The organism is Streptomyces sp. NPDC029836 (assembly GCF_055574495.1).
This window is the reverse complement of sequence record NZ_JBVHZI010000012.1, coordinates 152,096-174,974: the sequence shown is the minus strand read 5'-3', so window position 1 is coordinate 174,974 and position 22,879 is coordinate 152,096. Positions and strand designations below refer to the sequence as shown.

Genomic DNA, 22,879 nt, shown 5'->3' with positions numbered 1-22,879 from the left:
CCACCCGACTGGTATTGCCTGCCCCGGCCCCGCGGCCCCCGCCACGCAGCCTGATCATCATGGCAGTGACCTCCCCCGCGGCGGCGCGGTGAAACGCCCGTCCGCAAGTCTGTCGCGGCCTCTGAGACCATGGCTGGTGTGAGCTACCCGTACCCGTATGAAGCCCCAGTTTCGCAGACGCTCTTCGAGCGCGCGTCCCTCGTGACCCCCGGCGGCGTGAACTCTCCGGTCCGCGCCTTCCGTGCCGTGGGCGGTACGCCCCGGTTCATGGTGTCCGGTACCGGTCCCTACCTGACCGATGCCGACGGGCGTGAGTACGTCGACCTGGTCTGCTCGTGGGGACCGATGATTCTCGGCCACTCCCACCCGCAGGTGATCGAGGCCGTCCAGGCCGCCGTGGCCCGCGGCACGTCCTTCGGCACGCCCGGTGAGGGCGAGGTCGCCCTCGGCGAGGAGATCGTCGCCCGCATCGAGCCCGTCGAGCAGGTGCGCCTGGTGTCGTCCGGCACCGAGGCGACCATGTCGGCGATCCGGCTGGCCCGTGGTTTCACCGGCCGCGCCAAGATCGTCAAGTTCGCCGGTTGCTATCACGGACACGTCGACGCCCTGTTGGCCTCCGCCGGCTCCGGACTCGCGACCTTCGCGCTCCCGGACACCCCGGGCGTGACGGGCGCGCAGGCCGGGGACACGATCGTGCTGCCCTACAACGACCTGGAGGCCGTCCGGGCCGCGTTCGCCGCGCACCCCGGCGAGATCGCCTGTGTGATCACCGAGGCGGCGCCCGGCAACATGGGCGTCGTGACCCCGGGCGAGGGCTTCAACCAGGGGCTCGCCGACCTGTGCCGGGAGAACGGCGCCCTGTACATCTCCGACGAGGTGATGACGGGATTCCGTACCTCCCGCGCCGGTTGGTACGGCGTGGACGGGGTCAAGCCCGACCTGATGACCTTCGGCAAGGTCATGGGCGGCGGCTTCCCGGCGGCGGCCTTCGGCGGGCGCGCCGACGTGATGGGGCACCTGGCCCCGGCCGGCCCGGTCTACCAGGCGGGCACGCTGTCCGGTAACCCGATCGCCACGGCCGCCGGTCTCGCGCAGCTGCGGCTGCTGGACGACGCGGCGTACGAGAAGGTCGACGCGGTCTCCCGGGAGATCCAGGGTCTGGTGACCGGCGCGCTGACCAAGGAGGGCGTCACGCACCGGTTGCAGACGGCCTCCAACATGTTCTCCGTGTTCTTCACGGCGGACGAGGTCCGCACCTACGACGACGCGAAGAAGCAGGAGAGCTTCCGCTTCAACGGGTTCTTCCACTCGATGCTGGCGCAGGGCGTCTACCTGCCGCCGTCGGCGTTCGAGTCCTGGTTCGTGTCCACGGCGCACGACGAGCGGGCGGTCGAGCGCATCGCCGCCGCCCTGCCGGCCGCGGCCCGCGCCGCCGCCGAGGCGAAGCCGGAGGCGGGCGCGTGAGCGACATCACCGTGGTCCACCTCATGCGGCACGGCGAGGTGCACAACCCGGACGGCGTCCTCTACGGCCGCCGGGCCGGCTACCACCTCTCCGAGCTCGGCCGGCAGATGGCCGACCGGGTCGCCGAGCACCTCCAGGACCGGGACATCAGCCACGTGGTGGCGTCCCCGCTGGAGCGGGCGCAGGAGACGGCCGTGCCGATCGCCAAGACGCACGGCCTGGACCTGGCGACCGACGGGCGGTTGTTGGAGGCGGGCAACGTCTTCGAGGGCAAGACCTTCGGCGTCGGCGACGGCGCGCTGCGCCGGCCGGGCAACTGGAAGCACCTGACGAACCCGTTCAAGCCGTCCTGGGGCGAGCCGTACGTCGAGCAGGTCGTGCGGATGATGAGCGCGATCGAGGCGGCGCGGGACGCCGCGCGCGGGCACGAGGCGGTGGCGGTCAGCCACCAGCTGCCGATCTGGATCGTGCGCAGCTTCGCGGAGAAGCGGCGGCTGTGGCACGACCCGCGGCGCCGGCAGTGCACGTTGGCCTCGCTGACGTCGTTCACGTACCAGGGCGAGCGGCTGGTGTCGGTGGGCTACAGCGAGCCGGCGCGCGACCTGGTTCCGGCCCACCTGCTGGCCGGGGCGAAGCCGGTGAAGGGCAAGTCGAAGGCCTTCGGGGCCTGATTCCCGCTCGGCCGGGGGGCCGTGCGATCCCCCCGGCCCGGGCCGGCCGCCGTCCTCGGTCGAGTGGGCCCGCCGCCGGCCGCCCCGGGGCCCCCGCTGCCTGACGACCCCGGCGCCCCCGCGACCGTGCCTCGCGGTCCGGTTGCGCCGTGAAGGTCAAAAGGACGCCATGGTTGGGGATGAGTTCGCTCAAGTTCCGTGCGCTCGGGCGGGGCGGGGTGTCGGCGCCCCTGGATTGTCCGTTTATATGACATTTCATGAGCGACGTACGAGACTTCAGTCGAAGGACACTGCTCGGACTCGGTGCTGCCGCCGCCGCCGCGATGGGCGTCGCGGGCTGTGGCGGCGGAGGCGGCGGATCCGAACAGGGCGGCGCGGGCCCGGACTCCACCGCGGGCCCCGCGAAACCCGACGCCAAGCCGATCGGTGACGGCTCCACCGCCGACACCGGCGGGCAGCCCCGGCAGCCCCCGGCGCCCGTGCCGCTCCAGCCGGGCGAGACGCCGCCGCAGTTCGTCGTCTTCAGTTGGGACGGGGCGGGCGAGGTCGGCAACGGCCTGTTCCCGCGCTTCCTCAAGCTCGCCCGCGACCACGACGCGACCATGACCTTCTTCCTCTCCGGCCTCTATCTGCTGCCCGAGTCGAAGAAGCACCTCTACAAGCCGCCGCGCAACCCCGTCGGGGCCTCCGACATCGGCTACCTCAAGGACGAGAACATCCGCGCCACCCTCGGCCACGTCCGCCAGGCCTGGCTCGACGGGCACGAGATCGGCACCCACTTCAACGGCCACTTCTGCGCCGGCCCCGGCTCCGTGGCCCGCTGGACCTCCGAGGACTGGCGCACCGAGATCGACCAGGCCGTGTCGTTCGTCACGGGCTGGCGCACCAACACGGGCTTCGTCGATCTCGAACCGCTGCCCTTCGACTACCGCAAGGAACTGGTCGGCGGGCGCACCCCCTGCCTGCTGGGCCGCGACACCCTGCTGCCCGTCGCCCGCGAACTGGGCTGGCGCTACGACGCCAGTTCGCCCGGCGGCCTGCAGACCTGGCCGGTGAAGAAGGAAGGGATCTGGGACCTGCCGCTCCAGTCGCTGCCCTTCCCCGGGCACTCCTTCGACGTGCTGTCGATGGACTACAACATCCTCGCCAACCAGTCGAAGAACTCGACGAAGGGCGTCCCCGCCAACTACCCCGGCTGGCGCTCCCAGGCCACCGCCACCTACCTCGGCGGCTTCCGACGGGCCTACGAGACCAACCGCGCTCCCCTCTTCATAGGCAACCACTTCGAGGAGTGGAACGGCGGCATCTACATGGACGCCGTCGAGGAGGCCCTCAAGAGCATGGCGCGCAAAAAGGACGTACGCCTCATATCCTTCCGGCAGTTCACCGACTGGCTGGACGTCCAGGACCCCGCCGTACTGGCCAAACTGCACGCCCTCGGACCGGGCAAGCAGCCGGACGGTGGCTGGTCCACGTACCTCTCCCGTACCTGACCAGCGCATTGACTTCGCGTCGGGGGGTGCGGAAGATCCGCAAATCGGTCATGCGAAACTTTTCACATGAGCCTTAGCCGCGCCCTTCGCCGCCGAAGTAGCCGCCGCTCGACCAGCGGCCGCGCCGCCCTGCTGACCGCGGTGGCCCTCGCGAGCGCCCTGACCCTGACGGCGTGCGGCGACGGGGACGGCGGCAAGCCCTCCGGGTCCGCCGGCGGCAACTACGTGGCGGGCCCCAGCGGCATCGCCACCGTTGCCTCGGCCGACCGCAAGGAAGCCCCCAAGCTCGACGGCGAGACGGTCGCCGGCCCGACGCTCGACACGACCACCCTCAAGGGCAAGGTCGTCGTCCTCAACGTCTGGGGCTCCTGGTGCCCGCCGTGCCGCGCCGAGGCCCCGTACTTCGCGAAGGTCTCGAAGGAGATGGCCGACGCCGGCAAGGACGTCACCTTCGTCGGCCTCAACACCCGCGACAACAGCAAGCAGAACGCGGCCTCCTTCGAGGAGACGTACGGGATCACCTACCCCAGCCTCTACGACCCGGACGGCAAGCTGATGCTCCGCTTCCCCAAGGGCACGCTGAACCCGCAGGCCATCCCCTCCACGATCGTCCTCGACAAGCAGGGCCGGATCGCGGCCCGCGCCCTCGTCGCGCTCAACGAGGAGCAGCTGCGCTCGATGATCGACCCGCTCCTCGCGGAGAAGTGACCTCGTGGTCGAGTACCTCCTGGCCGCCGAGCCGATCGGCGTCAACACCACGGTCCTGAACGGCGGCCTGCTGGCCGCCCTGCCGATCGCCCTGTTCGGCGGTCTGGTGTCCTTCTTCTCGCCCTGCGTGCTGCCGCTGGTCCCCGGCTACCTGTCGTACGTCACCGGCGTCGGCGGGGTGGACCTCGCCGAGGCGCGGCGCGGCCGGATGGTCGCCGGGGCCACCCTCTTCGTCCTCGGCTTCACCGCCGTCTTCGTCTCGACCGGCGCGCTCTTCGGGTACTTCGGCCAGACGTTGCAGGCCCACCAGGACGTGATCTCCCGGGTGCTCGGCGCCCTGGTGATCGTCCTCGGCCTGTTCTTCATGGGGCTCATCCCCGGCCTGACGATGCGCGAGTTCCGCTTCCACAGGAAGCCGACGGCGGGACTGCTCGGCGCGCCCGTGCTCGGCGTCCTGTTCGGCGTCGGCTGGACGCCCTGCATGGGCCCGACCTTCGCAGCCGTCAACAGCCTCGCCTTCGAGCAGGCGAGCGCCGGCCGCGGCGCGCTGCTGACCACCGTCTTCTGCCTCGGACTCGGCGTACCGTTCATCCTCGCCGCCGTCGCCTTCCGCAAGGCGCTCGGAGCGTTCGGCTGGGTGAAGAAGCACTACGCGTGGGTGATGCGCATCGGCGGCGGCATGCTGGTCCTCACCGGCATCCTGCTCGTCACAGGATGGTGGGGCAGCATCGTCATGGAGATGCAGAGCTGGAGCGAGAGCTTCACGGTGGGGATCTGAGGACTACACGGACATGAGTACGACCGACAGGGCGCCCGGCGAGGCGCCGCACGACTCCGCCCCCGCGGACCCCACCGAAGTCGTCGACCCCGCCGCGGACGCCACCGACGCCGCGGCCGGCGCGCAGCTGTCCACGGCCCCGCTGGAGGACGCGCCGTCGGCCCCCGTCGGCATCGGCGTGATCGGCTGGGCCCGCTGGTTCTGGCGGCAGCTCACCTCCATGCGGGTGGCGCTGATCCTGCTCTTCCTACTGTCCCTCGGCTCGATCCCCGGCTCGCTCGTCCCGCAGACGCAGGTCGACGCGATGAAGGTCGCCGAGTGGAAGGACGCGCACGAGTTCTGGGTGCCGATCGCCGAGAAGCTCCAGCTGTTCGACGTCTACAGCTCGGTGTGGTTCTCCGCGATCTACATCCTGCTGTTCGTGTCGCTCATCGGCTGCATCGTGCCGCGCACCTGGCAGTTCGTCGGCCAGCTCGCCGGCCGCCCGCCGGGCGCCCCCCGGCGCCTGGACCGGCTGCCGGCGTACGCGACCTGGCGCACGGAGAAGTCCCCCGAGGAGGTCCTCGCCTCGGCGAGGACCCTGCTGGGCGGCCGGCGCTTCCGTACGGAGGCCTCCGGGACGGCCGTCGCCGCCGAGAAGGGCTACCTTCGCGAGGCCGGGAACCTGGCCTTCCACATCGCCCTGATCTTCATGCTGGTGGCCTTCGCGGTCGGGCAGCTCTACAAGTCCGAGGGCGGCAAGCTCGTCCTGCGCGGCAAGGGCTTCTCGAACACGCTGACCCAGTACGACGACTTCAAGTACGGCGGCCTCTTCTCGCCCGACAGCCTGCCGCCGTTCTCGTTCACCCTGGACAAGTTCGACGCGACGTACGAGACGAGCGGCCCGCAGAAGGGCACCCCGCGCGACTTCAAGGCGTACGTCTCCTTCAGCGAGGGCGCGCACGGCAAGCCGGTCAGGACCGAGATCGAGGTCAACAAGCCGCTGGAGGTCGACGGCTCCAAGATCTTCCTCCTCGGCCACGGCTACGCGCCGGTCATCTCGGTGACCGCGCCCGACGGCAAGGTGATCTACAAGGACGCCGTGCCGATGCTGCCCTTCGACGCGAACCTCAGCTCCTCGGGCGCCATCAAGGTCACCGACGGCTACAAGGACAAGGACGGCAAGGCGGAGCAGCTCGGCTTCAACGCCATGTTCGTGCCGACCTTCGCCGGCGAGGGCCATGGCACGATGCTCTCGCAGTTCCCGGCGCTGGACTTCCCCGTCCTCGCGCTCAGCGCCTACCACGGCAGCCTCGGCGTCGACTCGGGCCTGCCGCAGAACGTGTACCAGCTGAACACCTCGAAGATGAAGGAGTTCAAGGACGAGCAGGGCGAGCTGTTCAAGAAGCGGCTGCTGCCCGGCGAGACGATGACCCTGCCGGACGGCGCGGGCACCGTGAAGTTCGAGGGCATCGAGCGCTGGGCGACCTTCTCGGTCACCCAGCAGCCCGCCAACGGCCTCGCCCTCGCGGGCGCCGTCGTCGCCATCGGCGGTCTGGCCGCCTCACTGTTCATCCAGCGCCGCCGGATCTGGGTCCGGGCGGTGACCGGCAAGGACGGCGTCACCGTCGTCGAGATGGCGGGCCTCGGCCGCAGCGAGTCCGCCAGGCTCCCGGAGGAACTCGCGGTGCTGTCCGCCGCCCTCCACCAGCAGGCGCCCTCGGCGCCCGGACAACCTGTCAAGGAAAACGTTGAAGGGGAGCGCGGATGACGCCGCTCGCAGTCGCAGCCAATGAGAACCTGGCGCAGATCAGCAACTACCTGATCTATTCGTCGATGGCGGTCTACACGCTCGCCTTCCTCGCGCACATCGCCGAGTGGACCTTCGGCAGCCGCAGCAAGGTGGCCCGAACGGCCGCGGCGCTGACGGCGCCGCAACCGGCCGGGGCGCCCGCGGTGCAGGTCCGCGGCAAGGGCGGCACCGCCGTCCTCGACAAGCCGAAGGTCATCACCCGCTCGGCCACCGGCTCGCGCGACGTGCCGGACGGCCCCGGCGCCGCCGGCGGGGACCAGCAGGGCGACCTGTACGGGCGGGTCGCGGTCTCGCTGACCGCGCTCGGCTTCCTCATCGAGGCGGCCGGCGTCGTGGCCCGCGCGCTGTCGGTGCAGCGGGCCCCCTGGGGCAACATGTACGAGTTCTCGATCACCTTCTCCACGGTGGCCGTCGGCGCGTACCTGCTGCTCCTCGCGCTGAGGAAGAACGTCCGCTGGCTCGGTCTGATCCTGGTCACCACCGTCCTGCTGGACCTCGGCATCGCGGTCAAGGTGCTCTACACCGACAGCGACCAGCTGGTGCCGGCGCTGGACTCGTACTGGCTGTGGATCCACGTCTCCACCGCCATCTTCTGCGGCGCCGTCTTCTACATCGGCGCGGCCGGCGCGGTGCTCTACCTGTTCCGCGACAGCTACGAGAGCCACCTGGAGGCGGGCCGCACGCCGGGCCGCTTCCGCACCTCGGTGATGGAGCGGCTGCCCTCCTCGGCCTCGCTCGACAAGTTCTCGTACCGCATCAACGCGGCCGTCTTCCCGCTGTGGACGTTCACCATCGTCGCCGGCGCGATCTGGGCGGGCGACGCCTGGGGCCGCTACTGGGGCTGGGACCCCAAGGAGGTCTGGTCGTTCGTGACGTGGGTCGCGTACGCCTGCTACCTGCACGCGCGCGCCACGGCCGGCTGGAAGGGCCGCAAGGCCGCCTACCTGGCGCTGTTCGCGTTCGCCTGCTGGATCTGGAACTACTACGGCGTGAACATCCTGCTCAGCGGCAAGCACTCGTACGCCGGCGTCTGACGCCCACCGGCGGCTCCGAGCGGCCCCGCCGCCCACCATCGACCACGTCGGGGCGGGCGGCGGGGCCTTCTCGTGCTCGGGGGTCCCCGCGTGCTCGGGGGCCCCTTCGTGTTCAGGGGGGCCCGCGTGCTCAGGCGTCCTTCTCCAGGACGTAGGCGCCGTGGCCCTGCGCGGGGCCGAGGAAGAAGTAGAGCTCCAGGGTCCGGCGTTCGTCGCGGCGCAGCTCGAAGGTCCAGGAATAGCGGCCGGGCGTGCGGGTGACCGTGTTGCTGCGGGTCGCGGTGCCGGTGGCGGCGGGCAGGTCCAGGCGCAGGTGCTGGCCGAGGTTGCGGCCGGCGGACCGGTCGTCGGTGAGCGTCCAGGTGGCCGGCCCGGACAGCCGCCAGCCGGCGGCGTAGTCGCGTTCCTGGCCGTCGAGGAGGGTGACGGAGGCGGCGCCGCCGGCGTGGAAGACCACCACGGTGCCGTCGACGCAACGCCAGGTGCCGACGATCTCGGAGAGCCGGGCGTCGTAGACGGCGGGGACGGGGCCGGGGGCGGAGCGCTGCGGGTTCCAGCCGGTCATGGCGAGCAGGGCGGCGACGAGCACGCCGTACGCGAGGAGATTGCGCAAGGCCGTGTCGACGATCCGCGGCCCGCCGTACCGCGGGGGCCGTGACAGTGGCATGGGGCCATTCTGTCAGCCGACTTGAACGCGTTCAATCATCTTTCGCGTCACACGCCGACCCGCTTCCCCTCCAACGCGCCGACCCCGCGCGCGAGTTCCCGGCGGGGTGGAGGCGGCGGTGGGGTGGGGTGTCGCGGTGCGTCAGTCCTTGTCCTTGTCGCGGTCGCGGTCGCGGTCCTTGTCGCGGTCCTCGTCCCGGTCGCCGTCGCGCTCGCCGTCCGTGCCGTCCGCACCGTCCGCGGCCCCCTCGGCCTCCGCGGCCTCCGCGGCCTGCCGGTCCTCGTCCTTCTTGTCCTGCTCGGCGCGCAACGACTTCAGGAAGTCCGGGTTGTCGTCGGGGGCGACCCACTGGTTGCGGCGGGACCGGCCGCCGCCCGCGCCACCGACCGCGGAGCGCTTCTTGCCCGCGAAGAGCCACACCAGCGGACCGACGATCGAGAACAGCAGGATGATGATCACCCAGACCGCCTTGGGGAGGGCCTTGACCTCTTCCTCCGGGGTGTTCAGGCAGTCGACGAAGGCGTAGATGGTCAGTGCGAGGAGCAGCAGGAAGGGCACAAGGCGCAGCACGGTGTGGGACCGACTCCCGGACAGTGGCGGCGGGCCCGCGTCGGGCCCCGGTGACGCTTCCAGGGTAGAGGGTGACGGATACTGGGCCCCATGGCTTACGACGATCTCCGCTCGCTGCTCCGGGCTCTGGAGCGGGAGGGCGACCTCAAGCGCATCAAGGCCGAAGTCGACCCGTACCTGGAGGTAGGGGAGATCGTCGACAGAGTGAACAAGGCGGGGGGTCCCGCGCTGCTCTTCGAGAACGTCAAGGGCTCCGCGATGCCGCTCGCGATGAACGTCTTCGGGACGGACCGGCGGCTGCTGAAGGCCCTCGGTCTGAAGTCGTACGCGGAGATCAGCGAGAAGATCGGCGGGCTGCTCAAGCCCGAACTCCCGCAGGGCTTCATCGGCGTCCGCGAGGCCTTCGGCAAGCTCGGCTCGATGGTGCACGTCCCGCCGAAGAAGGTGAAGGGCGAGTCCGCACCCGTCCAGGAGGTCGTCCTCACCGGCGACGACGTCGATCTCGACCGGCTCCCGGCGCTGTTCACCTGGCCCAAGGACGGCGGGGACTTCTTCAACCTCGGCCTGACGCACACCAAGCACCCCGAGACGGGCGTGCGCAACCTCGGCCTCTACCGCCTCCAGCGCCACGACAAGCGCACCATCGGCATGCACTGGCAGATCCACAAGGACAGCCGCAACCACTACGCCGTCGCCGCGGCGAAGGGCGAGCGGCTGCCCGTCGCGATCGCCTTCGGCTGTCCGCCGGCCGTCACCTACGCCTCCACGGCGCCGCTGCCGGGCGACATCGACGAGTACCTGTTCGCCGGCTTCGTCGCGGGCAAGCGGATCGAGATGGTCGACTGCAAGACGGTCCCGCTCCAGGTCCCGGCCAACGCCGAGGTCGTCATCGAGGGCTGGCTGGAGCCGGGGGAGATGCTCCCCGAGGGCCCCTTCGGCGACCACACCGGTTTCTACACCCCGCAGGAACCCTTCCCCGCGTTGAAGATCGACTGCGTGACGATGCGCAAGCGTCCGCTGATCCAGTCGATCGTGGTCGGCCGCCCGCCGACCGAGGACGGCCCGCTGGGCCGGGCCACCGAGCGGTTCTTCCTGCCGCTCCTGAAGATCATCGTGCCGGACATCGTGGACTACCACCTGCCGGAGTCGGGCGGCTTCCACAACTGCGCGATCGTCTCGATCGACAAGAAGTACCCGAAGCACGCGCAGAAGGTCATGCACGCCGTCTGGGGCGCCCACATGATGTCGCTGACCAAGCTGATCATCGTGGTGGACAAGGACTGCGACGTCCACGACCTGCACGAGGTGTCCTGGCGGGCGCTCGGCAACACGGACTACGCGCGTGACCTGACGGTGGTCGAGGGCCCGGTGGACCATCTGGACCACGCCTCGTACCAGCAGTTCTGGGGCGGCAAGGCGGGCATCGACGCCACGAAGAAACTCCCGGAGGAGGGTTACACGCGCGACGGCGGCTGGCCCGACATGGTGGAGTCCGACCCCGCGACGGCGGCCCTCGTGGACCGCCGCTGGAAGGAGTACGGACTGTGAGCCCCATCGCCGTGGGCGGACCCGCCCTCTTCATCGGTACCGACACGCCCTGTGTCGCGCTCGTGCGGCCCGAGATCGATCCGGCGCAGCCGGGTGTGCGGGAGGCGGCCGAGCGGGCCGGGGTGAGCCCCGAGGAGTTCGCGGGGCCGTCCGACCTGTGGCAGTTGATCGCCGACCGGACGGACGGGGAGGGCCGCGAGATCGCCCTGACCGAGCTGTCCACCGCCGACGCCGACGCCTTCGCGGGCAGCCTGCTGGACGCGACCGCCGACCCGGACGCCGAGTTCACGCTCGTGCTGACCGTGGCCGCCCACGACGTCCTGCGCCTCAGCGGCCGGCCCGCCGGCGAGGGCTTCGCCTTCCTGGCGTCCGTCGTCCCGCCGCCGTCGGAGGGCACGCCTCCGCTGGAGGTGGAGATCGGCCCGACCGCCCTCGCCGACCTGCGCGTCGAACTCGAACAGTTCCGGAGGTCCCTCCGATGACGTCGGCCGCCGAAGGGGTCCTCGGATCCGGGCCCGCGCCCCGCGCGAACGGCAAGGTGAAGGCGTTCCTACGGCTCGTGATGATCGAGCACTCGGTCTTCGCGCTGCCGTTCGCCTACATCGCCGCCTTCACCGCGATGTTCCGGCTCGACGGGACCGTGCACTGGGGCACGCTGCTGCTCGTGACCATCTGCATGGTCGGGCTGCGCACCTTCGCGATGGCCGCCAACCGGATCATCGACCGGGAGATCGACTCCCGGAACCCGCGCACCGCCGGCCGCGAGCTCGTGACCGGAGCGGTGTCGGTGCGCTCCGCCTGGACCGGGGCCGGGATCGCGCTAATCGTGTTCCTCGGCTCGGCGGCGCTGTTGAACCCGCTGTGCCTGATGCTGGCGCCGATCGCCGTGGTGCCGATGGTGGTCTACCCGTACGGGAAGCGGTTCACGGACTTCCCGCACGCCATCCTGGGCGTCGCCCAGGCCATGGGGCCCATCGGAGCCTGGCTGGCCGTCACCGGTGAGTGGTCCTGGGACGCGGTCGTGCTGGGGCTCGCCGTCGGCGTGTGGATCGGCGGGTTCGACCTGATCTTCGGCTGCCAGGACGTGGCGGCCGACCGGGCCGAGGGCGTCCGCTCGGTGCCGGCCCGTTTCGGCATCCCGGCGGCCCTGTGGGGCGCCCGCGGCGCGCACGTGGTGACCACCGGCCTGCTGGCCTGGTACGGCGTGCTGACGGGCGCGGGCGTGCTGTTCTGGGCCGGCCTGGTGATCGTCATCGGCGCGTTCCTGTACGAGCACACCATCGTCAGGCCGCACGACCTGTCCCGCCTGAACCGCGCGTTTTTCACGGTGAACGGGTTCATCGGGATGGCCCTGTTCGTGTGCGCGCTGCTGGACCTGATCGTGCGGGGGCTGACCTTCTAGAGCGTGAGGGTGGTGCGGGGGGCCGGCCGGCGGAAGAAGAGGGCCGTGACCACGCCGGCCGTGAGGCCGCAGAGGTGGCCCTGCCAGCTGATCCCGTCGTCGTCGGGCAGGAGGCCGTAGAAGATGCCGGCGCCCCAGTAGAGGCCGATCACCACGCCCACCACGATGCCCAGGACCTTGCGCTCGACGAAGCCCCGTACGACGAGGTAGCCGAAGAGGCCGAAGACGAGGCCGGAGGCGCCGGCGGTGATGCTGTCCGTCTCCGCGATCAGCCAGGTGCCGATGCCGTCGGCGACGATGATGATGGCGCTGACGGCGAGGAAGCGGCGGATGCCGCTGAGCGCTGCGACGAAACCGAAGACCAGCAGCGGCACGCTGTTGGAGGCGACGTGGTCGAAGCCGAAGTGCAGGAACGCGCCCAGCGGGGACCGCAGGAGGCTGTAGGGCTCCCGGGCCACGATGCCGTACTCGTCGAGCGCGTGGCCGGTGGCGTGGTCGACCGCTTCTATCAGCCAGAGCAGGCCCACCCACCCCAGCATCAGCAGGGCGGCCGCCTTGGCCCGCCGCGTTCGGCTCCACTCCTCCAGGTGTGCTTCCGCCACGGCGGCCCCGCCCCCTCGTGTGTCGTACGTCCCACCCCTTGAACGTCGGGTCACCTTACCCAGTGCCCTTCCGGTGTGGCCGGATAGTCTCGGAGGTATGACTGAGCGCAATCGCACCCCGTGGGTGGTCGGGGTTTCCGGGGCGTCCGGGACGCCGTACGCGGCGGCGGTGCTCCGCGGGCTGCTGGCCGCGGGGGAAAGTGTGGACCTGGTGGTGAGCAGGGCCTCCCGGCTCACCCTCCTGGACGAGACCGGCATCGCCTTCCGTGACGCGCACTGGCGCGAGGACCTGTCCCGGTGGCTGGAGCGCGGGGCGGACGGGAAGCCGGGTACGTTCGCGGCGCCGGTACTGGACGACGTCCGGCACTGGGCGGCCGGCGACCTGGCGGCCGGGCCGAGCTCGGGGTCGTACCCCGTGCAGGGGATGTTGATCGTGCCGGCGTCCACGGCCTGTGTGGCCGGAGTGGCGCTCGGGCTGTCGAAGGACCTGCTCCAGCGGGTGGCGAGCGTGACGCTCAAGGAACGGCGCCGGCTGGTGGTCGCGGTGCGGGAGACCCCGCTCAGCGGGCAGACCCTGAAGCAGCTGGTGGCGCTGGACGAGGCGGGCGCAGTGGTGCTGCCCGCCTCTCCGGCGTTCTACGCGGGGGCGACGCACATCCAGGATCTGGTGGACTTCGTCGCGGGGCGGGTGCTCGACGCGGCGGGTGTGCCGCACCGGCTGTACCGCCGGTGGGAGGGGGAGCTCGGTGGCTCCCGTCCTCCCGAGGGGGCAAGCGGCGGTGACTAGCGCTTCTTGGTGCTGCGCGGCTTGCGGGTCTTGTCCACGCGGTGAGCGGCGGACGGCTGGTCGGTGCGGGATCGGTTGGCCAGCTCCTGGAGCTGTCGCATGTGCGCGTAGGCCATCTCGATCGTGTACACGGTGAACCACTCCTGAAGATCGTCATCGATCTGTTGAAAGATTCGCAGGGTGTTGACCCTACGTGCCTTTGATTCTATACCTAGACTTGCAGCATCGCCGAATAATGGAAGGCTCCACGTAATGGACACGGTGGACAGGCAGCTCATCCAGGCACTTCGCGAGAACGGTCGTGCCTCGTATGCGGAGCTGGGCCGTCTCGTGGGCCTCTCCGGCCCCAGCGTCACCGACCGCATCAACCGGCTGGAGACGGCCGGCGTCATCACCGGCTACCGCGCGACGGTGGCCGCCGCCGAGCTCGGGCTCGGCGTCACCGCACTGATCGGCATCTCCCTCTCCGACGCCGCCGACCACGAGGACGTGGCCCGTCGGCTGCGCGACCTCGCGGAGATCGAGGACTGCTGGTTCATCGCGGGCGACGACTCCTTCATGCTGAAGGTCCGCGCCAGCGACGTCGACGGCCTGGAGAAGATCATCCGTAGGCTCTCGGGCACCAAGGGCGTCTCGCGCACCCGCACCACGATCGTGCTCTCCACGAAGTGGGAGAACCGGGTCGGGGAGCTGCCCGAGGAGAGCTGAGAGTACGGTGGGTGGCGGTTGCAGGCAGGTCGGGACAAAGAGGAGACACCGGCATGGACGCTGGGCTCAAGCGTGAGCTGGAGGAGAAGGTCCGCTCCGGCGAGCGGCTGACACGTGAGGACGGCATCGCCCTCTACGCGTCGGACGACCTGGCGTGGCTCGGCGGCCTCGCGCACGAGGTGCGCATGCGCAAGAACGGTGACGTGGTCCACTTCAACGTCAACCGCCACCTCAACATGACGAACGTGTGCACCGCCTCCTGCGCGTACTGCTCCTTCCAGCGCAAGCCGGGGGAGAAGGACGCGTACACGATGCGCATCGAGGAAGCCGTCCGCCTGGCCAAGGCCATGGAGAACGAGAACCTCACCGAGCTGCACATCGTCAACGGCCTGCACCCCACCCTGCCGTGGCGGTACTACCCGCGTTCGCTGTCGGCCCTCAAGGAGGCGCTGCCGAACGTCTCGCTGAAGGCGTTCACGGCGACGGAGATCCACCACTTCGAGACGATCTCCGGCATGTCGGCCTCCGACATCCTGGACGAGCTGATCGAGGCCGGTCTGGAGTCGCTGACCGGCGGCGGCGCGGAGATCTTCGACTGGGAGGTCCGCCAGCACATCGTGGACCACCGCACGCACTGGGAAGACTGGTCGCGCATCCACCGCCTCGCGCACTCCAAGGGGCTCAAGACCCCGGCGACGATGCTCTACGGGCACATCGAGGAGCCGCGCCACCGCGTGGACCACGTACTGCGGCTGCGCGAGCTCCAGGACGAGACCGGCGGCTTCCAGGTCTTCATCCCGCTGCGCTACCAGCACGACTTCGTGGACATGAAGGACGGCAAGGTCCGCAACAAGCTCCAGGCGCGCACCTCGATGGCGACCGGCGCCGAGGCGCTGAAGACCTTCGCGGTCTCCCGGCTGCTCTTCGACAACGTCCCGCACGTCAAGGTGTTCTGGGTGATGCACGGCGTGCAGACCGCCCAGCTCGCCCTGCTGCACGGCGCGGACGACATGGACGGCTCGGTCGTCGAGTACAAGATCACGCACGACGCCGACAACTACGGCACCCCGAACAAGCTCGGCCGCGAGGACCTCCTCGACCTCATCCGCGAGGCGGGCTTCCGCCCCGTGGAGCGCAACACGCGCTACGAGATCATCCGCGAGTACCCCGGCCCGGACGCCGACCTGCGCGAGACCCCGCAGGCGATGCGCCTCTGAGCGAGCCCGGCGATGACGGAGCCCCGGTCCCCAGGGACCGGGGCCTTCCGGTTCCCCGCCCCGGCCGCGCCCCGGCCGGTGCGGTGCGGTGCGGTGCCGAGGCGGCACCGACCCCCGGCGAGCCGTCGAGGGGTGCCGGCGTGCTTCACTGGACGGGCAAACGCCCTGTCCGTAGGACGACGAGAGAGAAGGTGGGGTCACCGTGTCCCTCAAGACGAGCGCGACGATCCGCTACACCGCGATGCGCCTGGGCATCTTCGTCGGATGCCTGGTCCTCGTCGCCCTGCTGGTCCGCCTGGGCTGGGTGCCCTCCGGCCTCGGCGACGCCAACCCCGCCTGGATCGTGCTGCTCGCCCTCGTGCTGTCCGCGCCGCTGTCGTTCGTCCTGCTGCGCAAGCAGCGCGACGCGATGTCCGTGCAGATCTCCGGGCGCGTCGCGGGTGCGAAGGACAAGCTCGCGGCGAACCGCAGCCAGGAGGACGTGGCCGACGACGCCGCCCGCGTCGGCTGACCGGAGCCGCGTTGGCTTCCTCACACACCGAACCGCCCCAGCTACGGGACCACCGCCCGTAACGCTGGGGCTTTCGTGTTTTCCGGGCCGTGCGGGGCGGGCGCCGCGGTCTTGTGGATCAAAGAATGACTTTGGGCTTCTCAAAGGAGAAGTGTTAGCGTGTTCAACATGTTGACCACAGTTGCGCACCCGATGACCGCGAGCGTCCCGCTCGTGGCGCGCCTGCACGTCGACCTCTGCCGCCGCGTGTCCGCGGCCTGTTGCTGTTGTCGCTGATTCCCTCCGCAGTCGAGCTTCCCTCCGCAGTTGAGCTGAATCGATACAGCAGCGGTCCCGGCCGGCCCGGCCCCTTCCGGCTGCTGCCGCACCGCACCCCTCGCAGAACCTTCCGCCGTACCTCGTGCGTCCCCCCGGAGAGTGTCCGTGTCCGCCACGCCCCAGGCCCAGGCTCCCGCCAAGGCCTCCTTCAAGTTCCCGTTCTGGGCCCAGATCGTCGCCGGTCTCGTGCTCGGTGTGCTGTTCGGCTGGCTCGCCCGCAGCCAGGACATCAGCTGGCTGAAGACCACCCTCGAACAGGTCGGTGACATCTTCGTCCAGCTGCTGAAGCTGGCCGTCGCCCCGCTCGTGTTCTTCGCGATCCTGGTGTCCATCACCAACCTGCGGAAGGTGAACAACGCCGCGCGGCTCGCCTCCCGCACCCTGCTCTGGTTCATGATCACGTCGCTGATCGCGGTCGGCATCGGCCTCGCGATCGGCCTGCTGACCGACCCGGGCGCGGGCACCGGCCTCACCCCGGCCGACGGCAAGGAGCCCAAGCGGACCGGCTCGTGGATCGACTTCCTGACCGGCATCGTGCCGAAGGACATCATCACGCCGTTCACCGAGCTGAACGTGCTCCAGATCGTCTTCCTGGCCGCCGTCGCCGGCATCGCCGCCCTCCAGCTCGGAGCCAAGGCCCAGCCGGTCCTGAACCTCGCCGAGTCGGTCCTGGAACTCCTCCAGAAGGCCCTGTGGTGGGTCATCCGCCTCGCCCCGATCGGCACCATCGGCCTCATCGGCACCGCCATCGCGAGCTACGGCTGGGACCTCCTCGGCAAGTACGCCACCTTCACCGCCGACGTCTACATCGGCTCGGCGCTCGTCATGTTCGGCGTCTACCCGCTGCTGCTGTGGGCCGTCGCCAAGGTCAACCCGCTGCACTTCTACAAGGGCGCCTGGCCCGCGATCCAGCTCGCCTTCGTCTCCCGCTCCTCGGTCGGCACCATGCCGGTCACCCAGAAGGTCACCGAGCGCCTCGGCGTCCCGAAGGAGTACGCCTCCTTCGCCGTCCCGTTCGGCGCCACCACGAAGATGGACGGCTGCGCCGCGATCTACCCGGCGCTGGCCGCGATCTTCATCGCGAACATCTTCGACGTGCAGCTGGGCATCAAGGAGTACCTGCTCATCGCGTTCGTCTCGGTGGTCGGCTCCGCCGCCACGGCCGGTCTGACCGGCGCGACCGTGATGCTGACCCTGACACTCTCCACGCTGGGTCTGCCGCTGGCCGGTGTCGGCCTGCTCATGGCGATCGACCCGATCCTCGACATGATGCGCACCGCCACCAACGTGGCCGGCCAGGCCGTCGTCCCGGTCATCGTCTCCGCGCGTGAGGGGATCCTGGACAAGGAGGCGTACGCCACCGCCTCCGCCTCCCCGCTGGACGAGAAGGCCGAGCAGGCCGAGACCCCGGCCGAGGAGAAGGCCGGCGCCCCGGTCCCCGTCACCGCCTGATCCGGACGCGCCCCGAGCGCGCCCGCCACCGCGACCCCCGCCCCCGTCCGGGCGGGGGTCGCGGTGTTTCGCGTACGGGGCGTCGTCCGCGCGGGGGTCACACGGGCTTCACGGGCGGCGTCAGGAGCGTGCGACGAACTCGGCCCAGGCGCCCGGGGCGAACGCGAGGTGGGGGAGCGCGGTGTCCTTGGAGTCGCGGACGTGGACGGTGGCGGGGGTACGGGCCACCTCGACGCAGTCGTTCCCGTCGCTGCTGTCGCTGTAGCTGCTCTTGAACCAGGTGTAGGCCACCTCGACGCAGGAATCGCCTTCGCTGCCGTCGCTGTAGCTGCTCTTGAACCAGCGCGGCTCGGGGTAGTCGATCATGTCTCTCCCAGCAGGTTTTCGATGAAGCCCCGCGACTCCACGGGCGTGAGCGCTTGGGCTCGGATCATTCCATAGCGCAGTTCAAGGATCCGAAGATGCTTCGGGTCGGTTACGGGGCGCCCGCCGAAGGCGCCTTCCGAACGCCCGACAGCCGTTCCGTCTCCGAACTTCAGCACCTCGATGCCGCCATCCATACCGGCATGGACCTCGCAGTCGGTCGGCATCACTTGAAGGGCCAGGTGCCGCAACCGGCTCACCTCCAGCAGGCGTTCAAGCTGTTCGCGCCACACCATTGTGCCTCCGATGCGCCGCCTGAGGCTCGCCTCTTCCTGGACGATGCTGAGAGACGGTGAGGGGGTCCGGTCGAAGAGCGACCGCCGGGTCATCCGGGCGGAGACGTACCGTTCCACTTCGTCCTGCGAGTAGGCGGGCTGGCGCATCTCGAACAAGGCCCGCGCGTAGTCCTTCGTCTGCAGAACCCCGTGTATTCCGTGGATGCGGTAGGCCCCGATTTCGACTGCACGGGCCTCCATGTTCGCCAGGTCTCGGACCTTCTTCGGGTAGCGGACCCGTTCCATGTCCGCCTTCATCGCGGCGATCTTCCCGTTCGCCCGTAGGGCGTCGTCGGCCTTGTCCAGGTATTCCGGGCGCGGGATTCGCTTGCCCGCCTCGATCTTGCGGACCAGGTCCTCCCCGTACCCGACTTCTACGCCGAAATCGGCGGCCCGCTTGCCGGCCTCCTCACGCCACACCCTCAGCTGGCGGCCGAGCGCCGACAGGACGGCGACGCCCTGTTCGTCATCCGGGTCGACGTCCCAGCCCGCGTCTTCCGTACCGTCCGTGTCCATCGTCATGCCCGCTCGCTCCCGACGCACCGAAAATCGACTCAGCAGTCCTGCCCCTACGGCGTCCGGGACAGCCCCTACAGCGCGGGACAAGCGCGGGACAAAGTCCGGACCGAAGGAGGTTCGCCCTGAAAACGGTAGGCAGGGCGCTCCACGCTGGGCGATGTGAATACTCAAATCTGGTTCACCGAATACCAGTTCGGCGTGCGGCTCGCCGCGACCCCGTACGGCGCGCACCGGGCGCGGCGGCTCGCCGTCGAGCAAGTGCGGTCCTGGGGACTGCCGCCGGACGGGCCCGCGCTGATCGTGGGTGAGTTGGCGGCCAACGCGGTCACGCACGGGCGGGTGCCGGGGCGGGACTTTCAGGTCGTGCTCACCCGTGCCGGCAGTGTGCTCCGGATCGAGGTGGTGGACACGCGCCGGGACCGTGTCCCGGGTCTTGGCGACGCGGACGTGGACGCGGAGTCCGGGCGGGGGCTGGCACTGGTGGCCGCGCTGGCCGACCGGTGGGGCGTGGATCAGGGGCCGCCGCCGCGCAAGGTGGTCTGGGCGGAACTGGACCTGCCCGGAGAGGGCTCGGACCGTGACGCGGCGGGTCGGGACGCGGTCGTGCTCGACCTTTGAATACCAAGTACCGAGGTGAAACCAACCCACCCCACCCCTCCGGCTCCCCGCTCACTCACACGAGTGAACTACGCCAACTGGGCTGGCTTTTGCTGCGGTTGAGCGGCATATGCTCGGCCCCACAACCCTCAGACATGAGACGGCCCCCGCCGGGACTGGCATCCCGAGCGAGGGCCTGACCAATCAGGAAGAAGCACCTTCCCCATGGCTTCAAGGCACCCTAGCGCGCCCCAGCGCGCCTCGTCCCGTGTTCCTGCCGGGACCATTCGATCCGGTGTGGTCCCCGTCAACGTGCGGCACACCAGTCACTACACCGTGGTGGGCAACCACCTCGCCCAGCACCGTTCCCTGTCGCTGGTGGCGATCGGGCTCGCGCTGCACATCCAGTCCCTGCCGGCCGGCGCCAAGATCGGCATCAAGGCCCTCTCGAACCGCTTCCCCGAGGGCGAGGTACGCATCGCCAGGGCCCTGCGGGAGCTGGAGGAATACGGCTACCTGGAGCGCATCCGGGAACGCACCACCGGCGGACGCATCCTGACCCGGACGGTCTCCTACAACCACCCCGGGGCGGCCCGTCCGGAGCTGTCGATCCCGTCGCCGCTGCCGGTGCCTGTGCCTGTGTCGGCGCCCGTTCCGGTGCCGGTGCGGGTGTCGGTTCCTCTGTCGCCGCCGCTCGCCCCCGAGCCCGCTCCGGCTCCGAAGCCCGCCCCGGCCCCCGAGCCCGCCCCCGCCCCGGAGCGGGCCCCGGCCCCCGAGCCCGCCCCGGCCCCCGAGCGGGCTCCCGGTCCCGTGCGCGCCGGCTGCCTGCGGCAGGACGCCGTGGACCTGCTCGCGCGGCTGCGGGTCGACGATCCCCGGTTGCTGCTCTCCGAGCGTGCCGTCCGGCAACTCGCGCCCGACGTCGCCTCCTGGCTGGACCGGGGCGCCGCACCCGAGGCCGTCCGGCAGGTGCTCGCCGCCGACCTGCCCGCCGACCTCCGGCACCCGGCCGCGCTGCTCGGCCACCGCCTCAAGGAGTCGCTGCCCCCGTACCTCCCGCCGCCGTCCCCGGTCTTCGCGTCCGCGCGCCCCGACCCGCTGCAGAACTGCGACGGCTGCGACCGCGCCTTCCGCGCCCCGGCCCCGGGCCGCTGCGCCGACTGCCCGCCCGAGGGTGTCGCCGCCGCTTGAGCCGCCCCGCAGGGCCTCTCAACCCCTTGTCCTCAAGTGGGCTTGAGCTTCTAGGGTCTCGACATGGCCGTATCGGGTGCGGACTCCGTGTCGAAGTACCAGGAGGGGACTTTCCATGACGACCCAGCAGGGACCGGACGCCGAACTCGCGGGGCAGCCGGCCGCGTACTGGACCGGCGTCGCCCATGAGGCGCTCACCGCCCACACCCGGGCCCGCCAAGTCGAACTGGGTTACACCCACCCCCAGTTCTGGCTGCTGCGCCATCTGTCGGCCCACGACATCTCGCCCGACGGCGAGGGGATGACCCTGGACGCGCTGCGCGAGGCCATGACCGGGTACATCCGTCCCGAGGACGACCTGGCCGCGGAGGCCGAGGTGCTCCTGGAGCGCGGCTGGTTGACCCGGGACGCCGAGCGGCGGCTGTCGCTGACCGAGGCGGGGGAACGGGCCCGTGTCGAGCTAGGACGCAACGGGCCCGCGATCCGCGCCGCCCTGCACGAGGGCATCGACGACGCGGACTACGTCACCACCCTGAAGGTGCTCCAGCGGCTGATCCACAACGCCGGCGGTCTCCCGCAGGTCCGCTGAGCCCGCCCCCCGAGGGGCGGGGGCGGGTCCCGGACGTACGGCTCCGGGCCGAGTCGGCCGCGCTCAAGGGCGGTTGCCGGCGTGGGTGGTCAGGAACTCCGTGCGTTCCGGGGTGGCCGGGAGGGGGGCCACGGCCGCGGCGAGGCGGGCCGCGAGGTCCGGGAAGAGGAGCCAGGCCGTGGCCGGGCGGGTGACGGCGGCGTGCAGGAGGTCGCCCTCGTAGAAGCAGGCGTCCAGCAGCGGGTCGTCGACCAGCAGGTCGACCGCCAGCGGCAGGACGTGGGGGAGCGCCACGTCCTGGCTGATCAGGGTGCGCAGGTCCGCGGGCGCGAGGCTGCCCAAGGGACGCCGGCGCAGGGCGTGGACCTTGGTGGCGAGGCTCGTCGCGTTCGGCGACGCGGGTGGCCACGGGGGGCCGTCGATCTCGTCGAGGGTGCGGTCCAAATGGTGGAGCATCATGTCGCCCTTGCGTCTGCCGGGTTGCGGAAGAGTGGAGAAGCCTCCCTGTCTACCAGTCGGGAGCGCCTATCGGCGGGAGTACGAGCCGATGCCGACGAGGCAGTACACGTACTCGTTCAGGACGCTGCCGCCCAACGTGTAGCGGTAGGAGAAGGCGTATTCGGTCTTCGAGTTGGTGTTGCAGCGGTCCATGTCCGAGGTGAACGGGATGCTCTCGATGACCCGGTAGTGCGCGTCGGACGCCGTGCAGGGCACCTCGTTCACGTCCGTGACGCGCTGTGCCGTCGTCGAGTCGGGGAGCTGCCCGTTGAGGCAGGTGCCCCGGTCGAAGGGGGTGGGCGCCTCGCTGGTGGGGGTGACGGGGTAGGCCGCCGAGGGGGTCGCGTCCGGTGCCGGGGCGGCGCTCTGCGAGGGGGTCGACTCGGTCGCCATGTAGGTGGGGGCGGGGGTGGCGGGTGGCGAGTACTGGCCCGGGACGGGCGTGTCCGAGGGGCTCGCGGAAGCGGAGGCCTTGTCGTTGGAGTTGGCGGTGTTGCGGGAGTCGTCGTCGTTGTTGACGAGGAGGACGACGACGGCGAAGGCCGCGATCAGGCCGAGAGCCCCCAGGATGCCGGCTCGGACGTTCTTGGTGGGCGCGCCGGGTGCGCCGGGCGACCCCGGGCCGGCGGGTGCCGCCGCGGCCATCGGGGTCGTCGTGCCGAACGTGCCGCCGGTCACGAGGATCCGCAGCAGTACGTCCTTGCCGGCCACCTGCGCCCGGATGAGGTCGCCGTTGCGGGTGGGCGGGATGCGCAGGTTGACCGGGCCATCCGCGAGGTTGACGCTGATGACCGTCCCCGCCGCGGCCTGCTCGGCGGTGAGCGTGAGCTGGATTTCCTGTGACGACACCGGAGTCCCCTTCCGATCGCGGGCCCGAAGCCGTCGGACGGACCGCCCCGATTCTGCCCGCTGCGTGTCGGCGAGCGCATGCGTTCGGCCGTACTCAGTAAGGCGGTTGGGAGCCACGGGCGTCAAAGGGATTGCGGCGGCGATTCGTTCGGCGGCCCTCGGACCGGGGCGAGGCGCACCGGGCGGTGTGCCGACGGCTCGGGCCACCGGATCGAG

General features: G+C 70.6%; 26 protein-coding genes. 18 read left to right on the top strand and 8 right to left on the bottom strand.

Annotation, left to right across the window (positions count from 1 at the left end):
• Positions 1 to 129: 129 nt before the first annotated feature.
• The 7 genes from hemL (at position 130) to ccsB (ending at position 7,940) form a co-directional block, all read left to right on the top strand.
• Complete coding sequence (gene hemL / locus ACZ4XJ_RS29400) at positions 130 to 1,464, top strand: glutamate-1-semialdehyde 2,1-aminomutase (protein ID WP_468497964.1); 1,335 nt, start codon at positions 130 to 132, stop codon at positions 1,462 to 1,464.
• Between the two features lie 23 nt (positions 1,465 to 1,487).
• Positions 1,488 to 2,135, top strand: a complete 648-nt coding sequence (locus tag ACZ4XJ_RS29395; protein WP_362879974.1) for a histidine phosphatase family protein — start codon at positions 1,488 to 1,490, stop codon at positions 2,133 to 2,135.
• Positions 2,136 to 2,392: 257 nt separating this feature from the next.
• Positions 2,393 to 3,628 (top strand): polysaccharide deacetylase family protein, encoded by a 1,236-nt coding sequence (locus tag ACZ4XJ_RS29390; protein ID WP_468497963.1) that lies wholly within the window; start codon positions 2,393 to 2,395, stop codon positions 3,626 to 3,628.
• 66 nt (positions 3,629 to 3,694) lie between these two features.
• On the top strand, positions 3,695 to 4,336 hold the full coding sequence (locus ACZ4XJ_RS29385; RefSeq protein ID WP_468497962.1) for a TlpA family protein disulfide reductase: 642 nt from the start codon (positions 3,695 to 3,697) through the stop codon (positions 4,334 to 4,336).
• Between the two features lie 4 nt (positions 4,337 to 4,340).
• Complete coding sequence (locus ACZ4XJ_RS29380) at positions 4,341 to 5,114, top strand: cytochrome c biogenesis CcdA family protein (protein WP_362879888.1); 774 nt, start codon at positions 4,341 to 4,343, stop codon at positions 5,112 to 5,114.
• A gap of 13 nt (positions 5,115 to 5,127) precedes the next feature.
• Positions 5,128 to 6,864, top strand: a complete 1,737-nt coding sequence (resB, locus tag ACZ4XJ_RS29375; RefSeq protein ID WP_468497961.1) for a cytochrome c biogenesis protein ResB — start codon at positions 5,128 to 5,130, stop codon at positions 6,862 to 6,864.
• Positions 6,861 to 7,940, top strand: a complete 1,080-nt coding sequence (gene ccsB, locus ACZ4XJ_RS29370; RefSeq protein ID WP_468497960.1) for a c-type cytochrome biogenesis protein CcsB — start codon at positions 6,861 to 6,863, stop codon at positions 7,938 to 7,940. Before resB ends, ccsB begins: the two co-directional genes overlap by 4 nt.
• 130 nt (positions 7,941 to 8,070) lie before the next feature.
• Here the strand turns inward: ccsB and ACZ4XJ_RS29365 are convergent, their stop codons facing one another.
• Together ACZ4XJ_RS29365 and ACZ4XJ_RS29360 are read right to left on the bottom strand one after the other, a co-directional pair.
• Complete coding sequence (locus ACZ4XJ_RS29365) at positions 8,071 to 8,607, bottom strand: hypothetical protein (protein ID WP_362879891.1); 537 nt, start codon at positions 8,605 to 8,607, stop codon at positions 8,071 to 8,073.
• A 141-nt stretch (positions 8,608 to 8,748) separates the two neighbouring features.
• The gene (locus ACZ4XJ_RS29360; RefSeq protein ID WP_468497959.1) at positions 8,749 to 9,177 is read right to left on the bottom strand and encodes a PLD nuclease N-terminal domain-containing protein; all 429 of its coding nucleotides are present in this window, start codon (positions 9,175 to 9,177) and stop codon (positions 8,749 to 8,751) included.
• Between the two features lie 90 nt (positions 9,178 to 9,267).
• On the opposite strand from ACZ4XJ_RS29360, the gene ACZ4XJ_RS29355 reads away from it, so the two are divergent.
• The 3 genes from ACZ4XJ_RS29355 to mqnP are packed head-to-tail and all read left to right on the top strand — an operon-like array spanning position 9,268 to position 12,127.
• Entirely contained in the window at positions 9,268 to 10,725 is a 1,458-nt protein-coding gene (locus ACZ4XJ_RS29355; protein ID WP_362879893.1) for a menaquinone biosynthesis decarboxylase, read from the top strand.
• On the top strand, positions 10,722 to 11,207 hold the full coding sequence (locus ACZ4XJ_RS29350; RefSeq protein WP_468497958.1) for a hypothetical protein: 486 nt from the start codon (positions 10,722 to 10,724) through the stop codon (positions 11,205 to 11,207). Before ACZ4XJ_RS29355 ends, ACZ4XJ_RS29350 begins: the two co-directional genes overlap by 4 nt.
• The gene (mqnP, locus tag ACZ4XJ_RS29345; protein WP_362879895.1) at positions 11,204 to 12,127 is read left to right on the top strand and encodes a menaquinone biosynthesis prenyltransferase MqnP; all 924 of its coding nucleotides are present in this window, start codon (positions 11,204 to 11,206) and stop codon (positions 12,125 to 12,127) included. Before ACZ4XJ_RS29350 ends, mqnP begins: the two co-directional genes overlap by 4 nt.
• On the opposite strand, the gene ACZ4XJ_RS29340 is transcribed toward mqnP, so the two are convergent.
• Entirely contained in the window at positions 12,124 to 12,666 is a 543-nt protein-coding gene (locus ACZ4XJ_RS29340) for a rhomboid family intramembrane serine protease (protein WP_468497990.1), read from the bottom strand. The genes mqnP and ACZ4XJ_RS29340 overlap by 4 nt on opposite strands.
• A gap of 160 nt (positions 12,667 to 12,826) precedes the next feature.
• On the opposite strand from ACZ4XJ_RS29340, the gene ACZ4XJ_RS29335 reads away from it, so the two are divergent.
• Complete coding sequence (locus ACZ4XJ_RS29335) at positions 12,827 to 13,516, top strand: UbiX family flavin prenyltransferase (protein ID WP_362879897.1); 690 nt, start codon at positions 12,827 to 12,829, stop codon at positions 13,514 to 13,516.
• Here the strand turns inward: ACZ4XJ_RS29335 and ACZ4XJ_RS29330 are convergent.
• Positions 13,513 to 13,647, bottom strand: coding sequence for a hypothetical protein (locus ACZ4XJ_RS29330; RefSeq protein ID WP_362879898.1), 135 nt, complete (start codon positions 13,645 to 13,647; stop codon positions 13,513 to 13,515). The two genes, ACZ4XJ_RS29335 and ACZ4XJ_RS29330, sit on opposite strands and share 4 nt — an antisense overlap.
• A gap of 121 nt (positions 13,648 to 13,768) precedes the next feature.
• Here ACZ4XJ_RS29330 and ACZ4XJ_RS29325 point away from each other — a divergent pair, with 121 nt between their 5' ends.
• The 4 genes from ACZ4XJ_RS29325 to ACZ4XJ_RS29310 all read left to right on the top strand — a co-directional run bounded on the left by ACZ4XJ_RS29325 (position 13,769) and on the right by ACZ4XJ_RS29310 (position 17,722).
• On the top strand, positions 13,769 to 14,224 hold the full coding sequence (locus ACZ4XJ_RS29325) for an Lrp/AsnC family transcriptional regulator (RefSeq protein WP_281206151.1): 456 nt from the start codon (positions 13,769 to 13,771) through the stop codon (positions 14,222 to 14,224).
• Positions 14,225 to 14,277: 53 nt separating this feature from the next.
• On the top strand, positions 14,278 to 15,441 hold the full coding sequence (mqnE, locus tag ACZ4XJ_RS29320; protein WP_362879899.1) for an aminofutalosine synthase MqnE: 1,164 nt from the start codon (positions 14,278 to 14,280) through the stop codon (positions 15,439 to 15,441).
• A 241-nt stretch (positions 15,442 to 15,682) separates the two neighbouring features.
• Positions 15,683 to 15,952: a DUF4229 domain-containing protein gene (locus tag ACZ4XJ_RS29315; protein WP_383996220.1), complete on the top strand. Its 270-nt coding sequence runs from the start codon at positions 15,683 to 15,685 to the stop codon at positions 15,950 to 15,952.
• A gap of 417 nt (positions 15,953 to 16,369) precedes the next feature.
• Positions 16,370 to 17,722 carry a dicarboxylate/amino acid:cation symporter gene (locus tag ACZ4XJ_RS29310; RefSeq protein WP_468497957.1) on the top strand — a complete coding sequence of 451 codons (1,353 nt, stop codon included), beginning with the start codon at positions 16,370 to 16,372 and terminating at the stop codon, positions 17,720 to 17,722.
• Between the two features lie 120 nt (positions 17,723 to 17,842).
• Here the strand turns inward: ACZ4XJ_RS29310 and ACZ4XJ_RS29305 are convergent, their stop codons facing one another.
• Both ACZ4XJ_RS29305 and ACZ4XJ_RS29300 read right to left on the bottom strand, forming a co-directional pair.
• Complete coding sequence (locus ACZ4XJ_RS29305) at positions 17,843 to 18,088, bottom strand: DUF397 domain-containing protein (RefSeq protein ID WP_468497956.1); 246 nt, start codon at positions 18,086 to 18,088, stop codon at positions 17,843 to 17,845.
• Entirely contained in the window at positions 18,085 to 18,942 is an 858-nt protein-coding gene (locus ACZ4XJ_RS29300) for a helix-turn-helix domain-containing protein (RefSeq protein WP_468497955.1), read from the bottom strand. Before ACZ4XJ_RS29300 ends, ACZ4XJ_RS29305 begins: the two co-directional genes overlap by 4 nt.
• Before the next feature lie 156 nt (positions 18,943 to 19,098).
• Between ACZ4XJ_RS29300 and ACZ4XJ_RS29295 the strand changes: the two genes are divergently transcribed.
• The 3 genes from ACZ4XJ_RS29295 (at position 19,099) to ACZ4XJ_RS29285 (ending at position 21,316) form a co-directional block, all read left to right on the top strand.
• Positions 19,099 to 19,557 (top strand): ATP-binding protein, encoded by a 459-nt coding sequence (locus ACZ4XJ_RS29295; protein WP_468497954.1) that lies wholly within the window; start codon positions 19,099 to 19,101, stop codon positions 19,555 to 19,557.
• Positions 19,558 to 19,833: 276 nt separating this feature from the next.
• Positions 19,834 to 20,727, top strand: a complete 894-nt coding sequence (locus ACZ4XJ_RS29290) for a helix-turn-helix domain-containing protein (RefSeq protein ID WP_468497953.1) — start codon at positions 19,834 to 19,836, stop codon at positions 20,725 to 20,727.
• A gap of 115 nt (positions 20,728 to 20,842) precedes the next feature.
• Positions 20,843 to 21,316, top strand: a complete 474-nt coding sequence (locus tag ACZ4XJ_RS29285) for a MarR family transcriptional regulator (protein WP_468497952.1) — start codon at positions 20,843 to 20,845, stop codon at positions 21,314 to 21,316.
• Between the two features lie 63 nt (positions 21,317 to 21,379).
• Here ACZ4XJ_RS29285 and ACZ4XJ_RS29280 read toward each other — a convergent pair whose 3' ends face one another.
• Positions 21,380 to 21,775, bottom strand: a complete 396-nt coding sequence (locus ACZ4XJ_RS29280) for a contact-dependent growth inhibition system immunity protein (RefSeq protein ID WP_362879905.1) — start codon at positions 21,773 to 21,775, stop codon at positions 21,380 to 21,382.
• A 66-nt stretch (positions 21,776 to 21,841) separates the two neighbouring features.
• Complete coding sequence (locus ACZ4XJ_RS29275) at positions 21,842 to 22,663, bottom strand: LppU/SCO3897 family protein (protein ID WP_468497951.1); 822 nt, start codon at positions 22,661 to 22,663, stop codon at positions 21,842 to 21,844.
• Between the last annotated feature and the right edge of the window lie 216 nt (positions 22,664 to 22,879).

Coding starts and splice junctions, on each gene's coding strand:
- ACZ4XJ_RS29340 (WP_468497990.1), bottom strand. CDS start 12,666: ATGCTGGGGTGGGTGGGCCTGCTCTGGCTGATAGAAGCGGTCGACCAC.
- ACZ4XJ_RS29395 (WP_362879974.1), top strand. CDS start 1,488: ATGCGGCACGGCGAGGTGCACAACCCGGACGGCGTCCTCTACGGCCGC.
- ACZ4XJ_RS29315 (WP_383996220.1), top strand. CDS start 15,683: ATGCGCCTGGGCATCTTCGTCGGATGCCTGGTCCTCGTCGCCCTGCTG.
- ACZ4XJ_RS29385 (WP_468497962.1), top strand. CDS start 3,695: ATGAGCCTTAGCCGCGCCCTTCGCCGCCGAAGTAGCCGCCGCTCGACC.
- hemL (WP_468497964.1), top strand. CDS start 130: ATGGCTGGTGTGAGCTACCCGTACCCGTATGAAGCCCCAGTTTCGCAG.
- ACZ4XJ_RS29305 (WP_468497956.1), bottom strand. CDS start 18,088: ATGATCGACTACCCCGAGCCGCGCTGGTTCAAGAGCAGCTACAGCGAC.
- mqnP (WP_362879895.1), top strand. CDS start 11,204: ATGACGTCGGCCGCCGAAGGGGTCCTCGGATCCGGGCCCGCGCCCCGC.
- mqnE (WP_362879899.1), top strand. CDS start 14,278: ATGGACGCTGGGCTCAAGCGTGAGCTGGAGGAGAAGGTCCGCTCCGGC.
- ACZ4XJ_RS29390 (WP_468497963.1), top strand. CDS start 2,393: ATGAGCGACGTACGAGACTTCAGTCGAAGGACACTGCTCGGACTCGGT.
- ACZ4XJ_RS29365 (WP_362879891.1), bottom strand. CDS start 8,607: ATGCCACTGTCACGGCCCCCGCGGTACGGCGGGCCGCGGATCGTCGAC.
- ACZ4XJ_RS29325 (WP_281206151.1), top strand. CDS start 13,769: ATGGACACGGTGGACAGGCAGCTCATCCAGGCACTTCGCGAGAACGGT.
- ACZ4XJ_RS29285 (WP_468497952.1), top strand. CDS start 20,843: ATGACGACCCAGCAGGGACCGGACGCCGAACTCGCGGGGCAGCCGGCC.
- ACZ4XJ_RS29335 (WP_362879897.1), top strand. CDS start 12,827: ATGACTGAGCGCAATCGCACCCCGTGGGTGGTCGGGGTTTCCGGGGCG.
- ACZ4XJ_RS29355 (WP_362879893.1), top strand. CDS start 9,268: ATGGCTTACGACGATCTCCGCTCGCTGCTCCGGGCTCTGGAGCGGGAG.
- ccsB (WP_468497960.1), top strand. CDS start 6,861: ATGACGCCGCTCGCAGTCGCAGCCAATGAGAACCTGGCGCAGATCAGC.
- ACZ4XJ_RS29280 (WP_362879905.1), bottom strand. CDS start 21,775: ATGATGCTCCACCATTTGGACCGCACCCTCGACGAGATCGACGGCCCC.
- resB (WP_468497961.1), top strand. CDS start 5,128: ATGAGTACGACCGACAGGGCGCCCGGCGAGGCGCCGCACGACTCCGCC.
- ACZ4XJ_RS29300 (WP_468497955.1), bottom strand. CDS start 18,942: ATGACGATGGACACGGACGGTACGGAAGACGCGGGCTGGGACGTCGAC.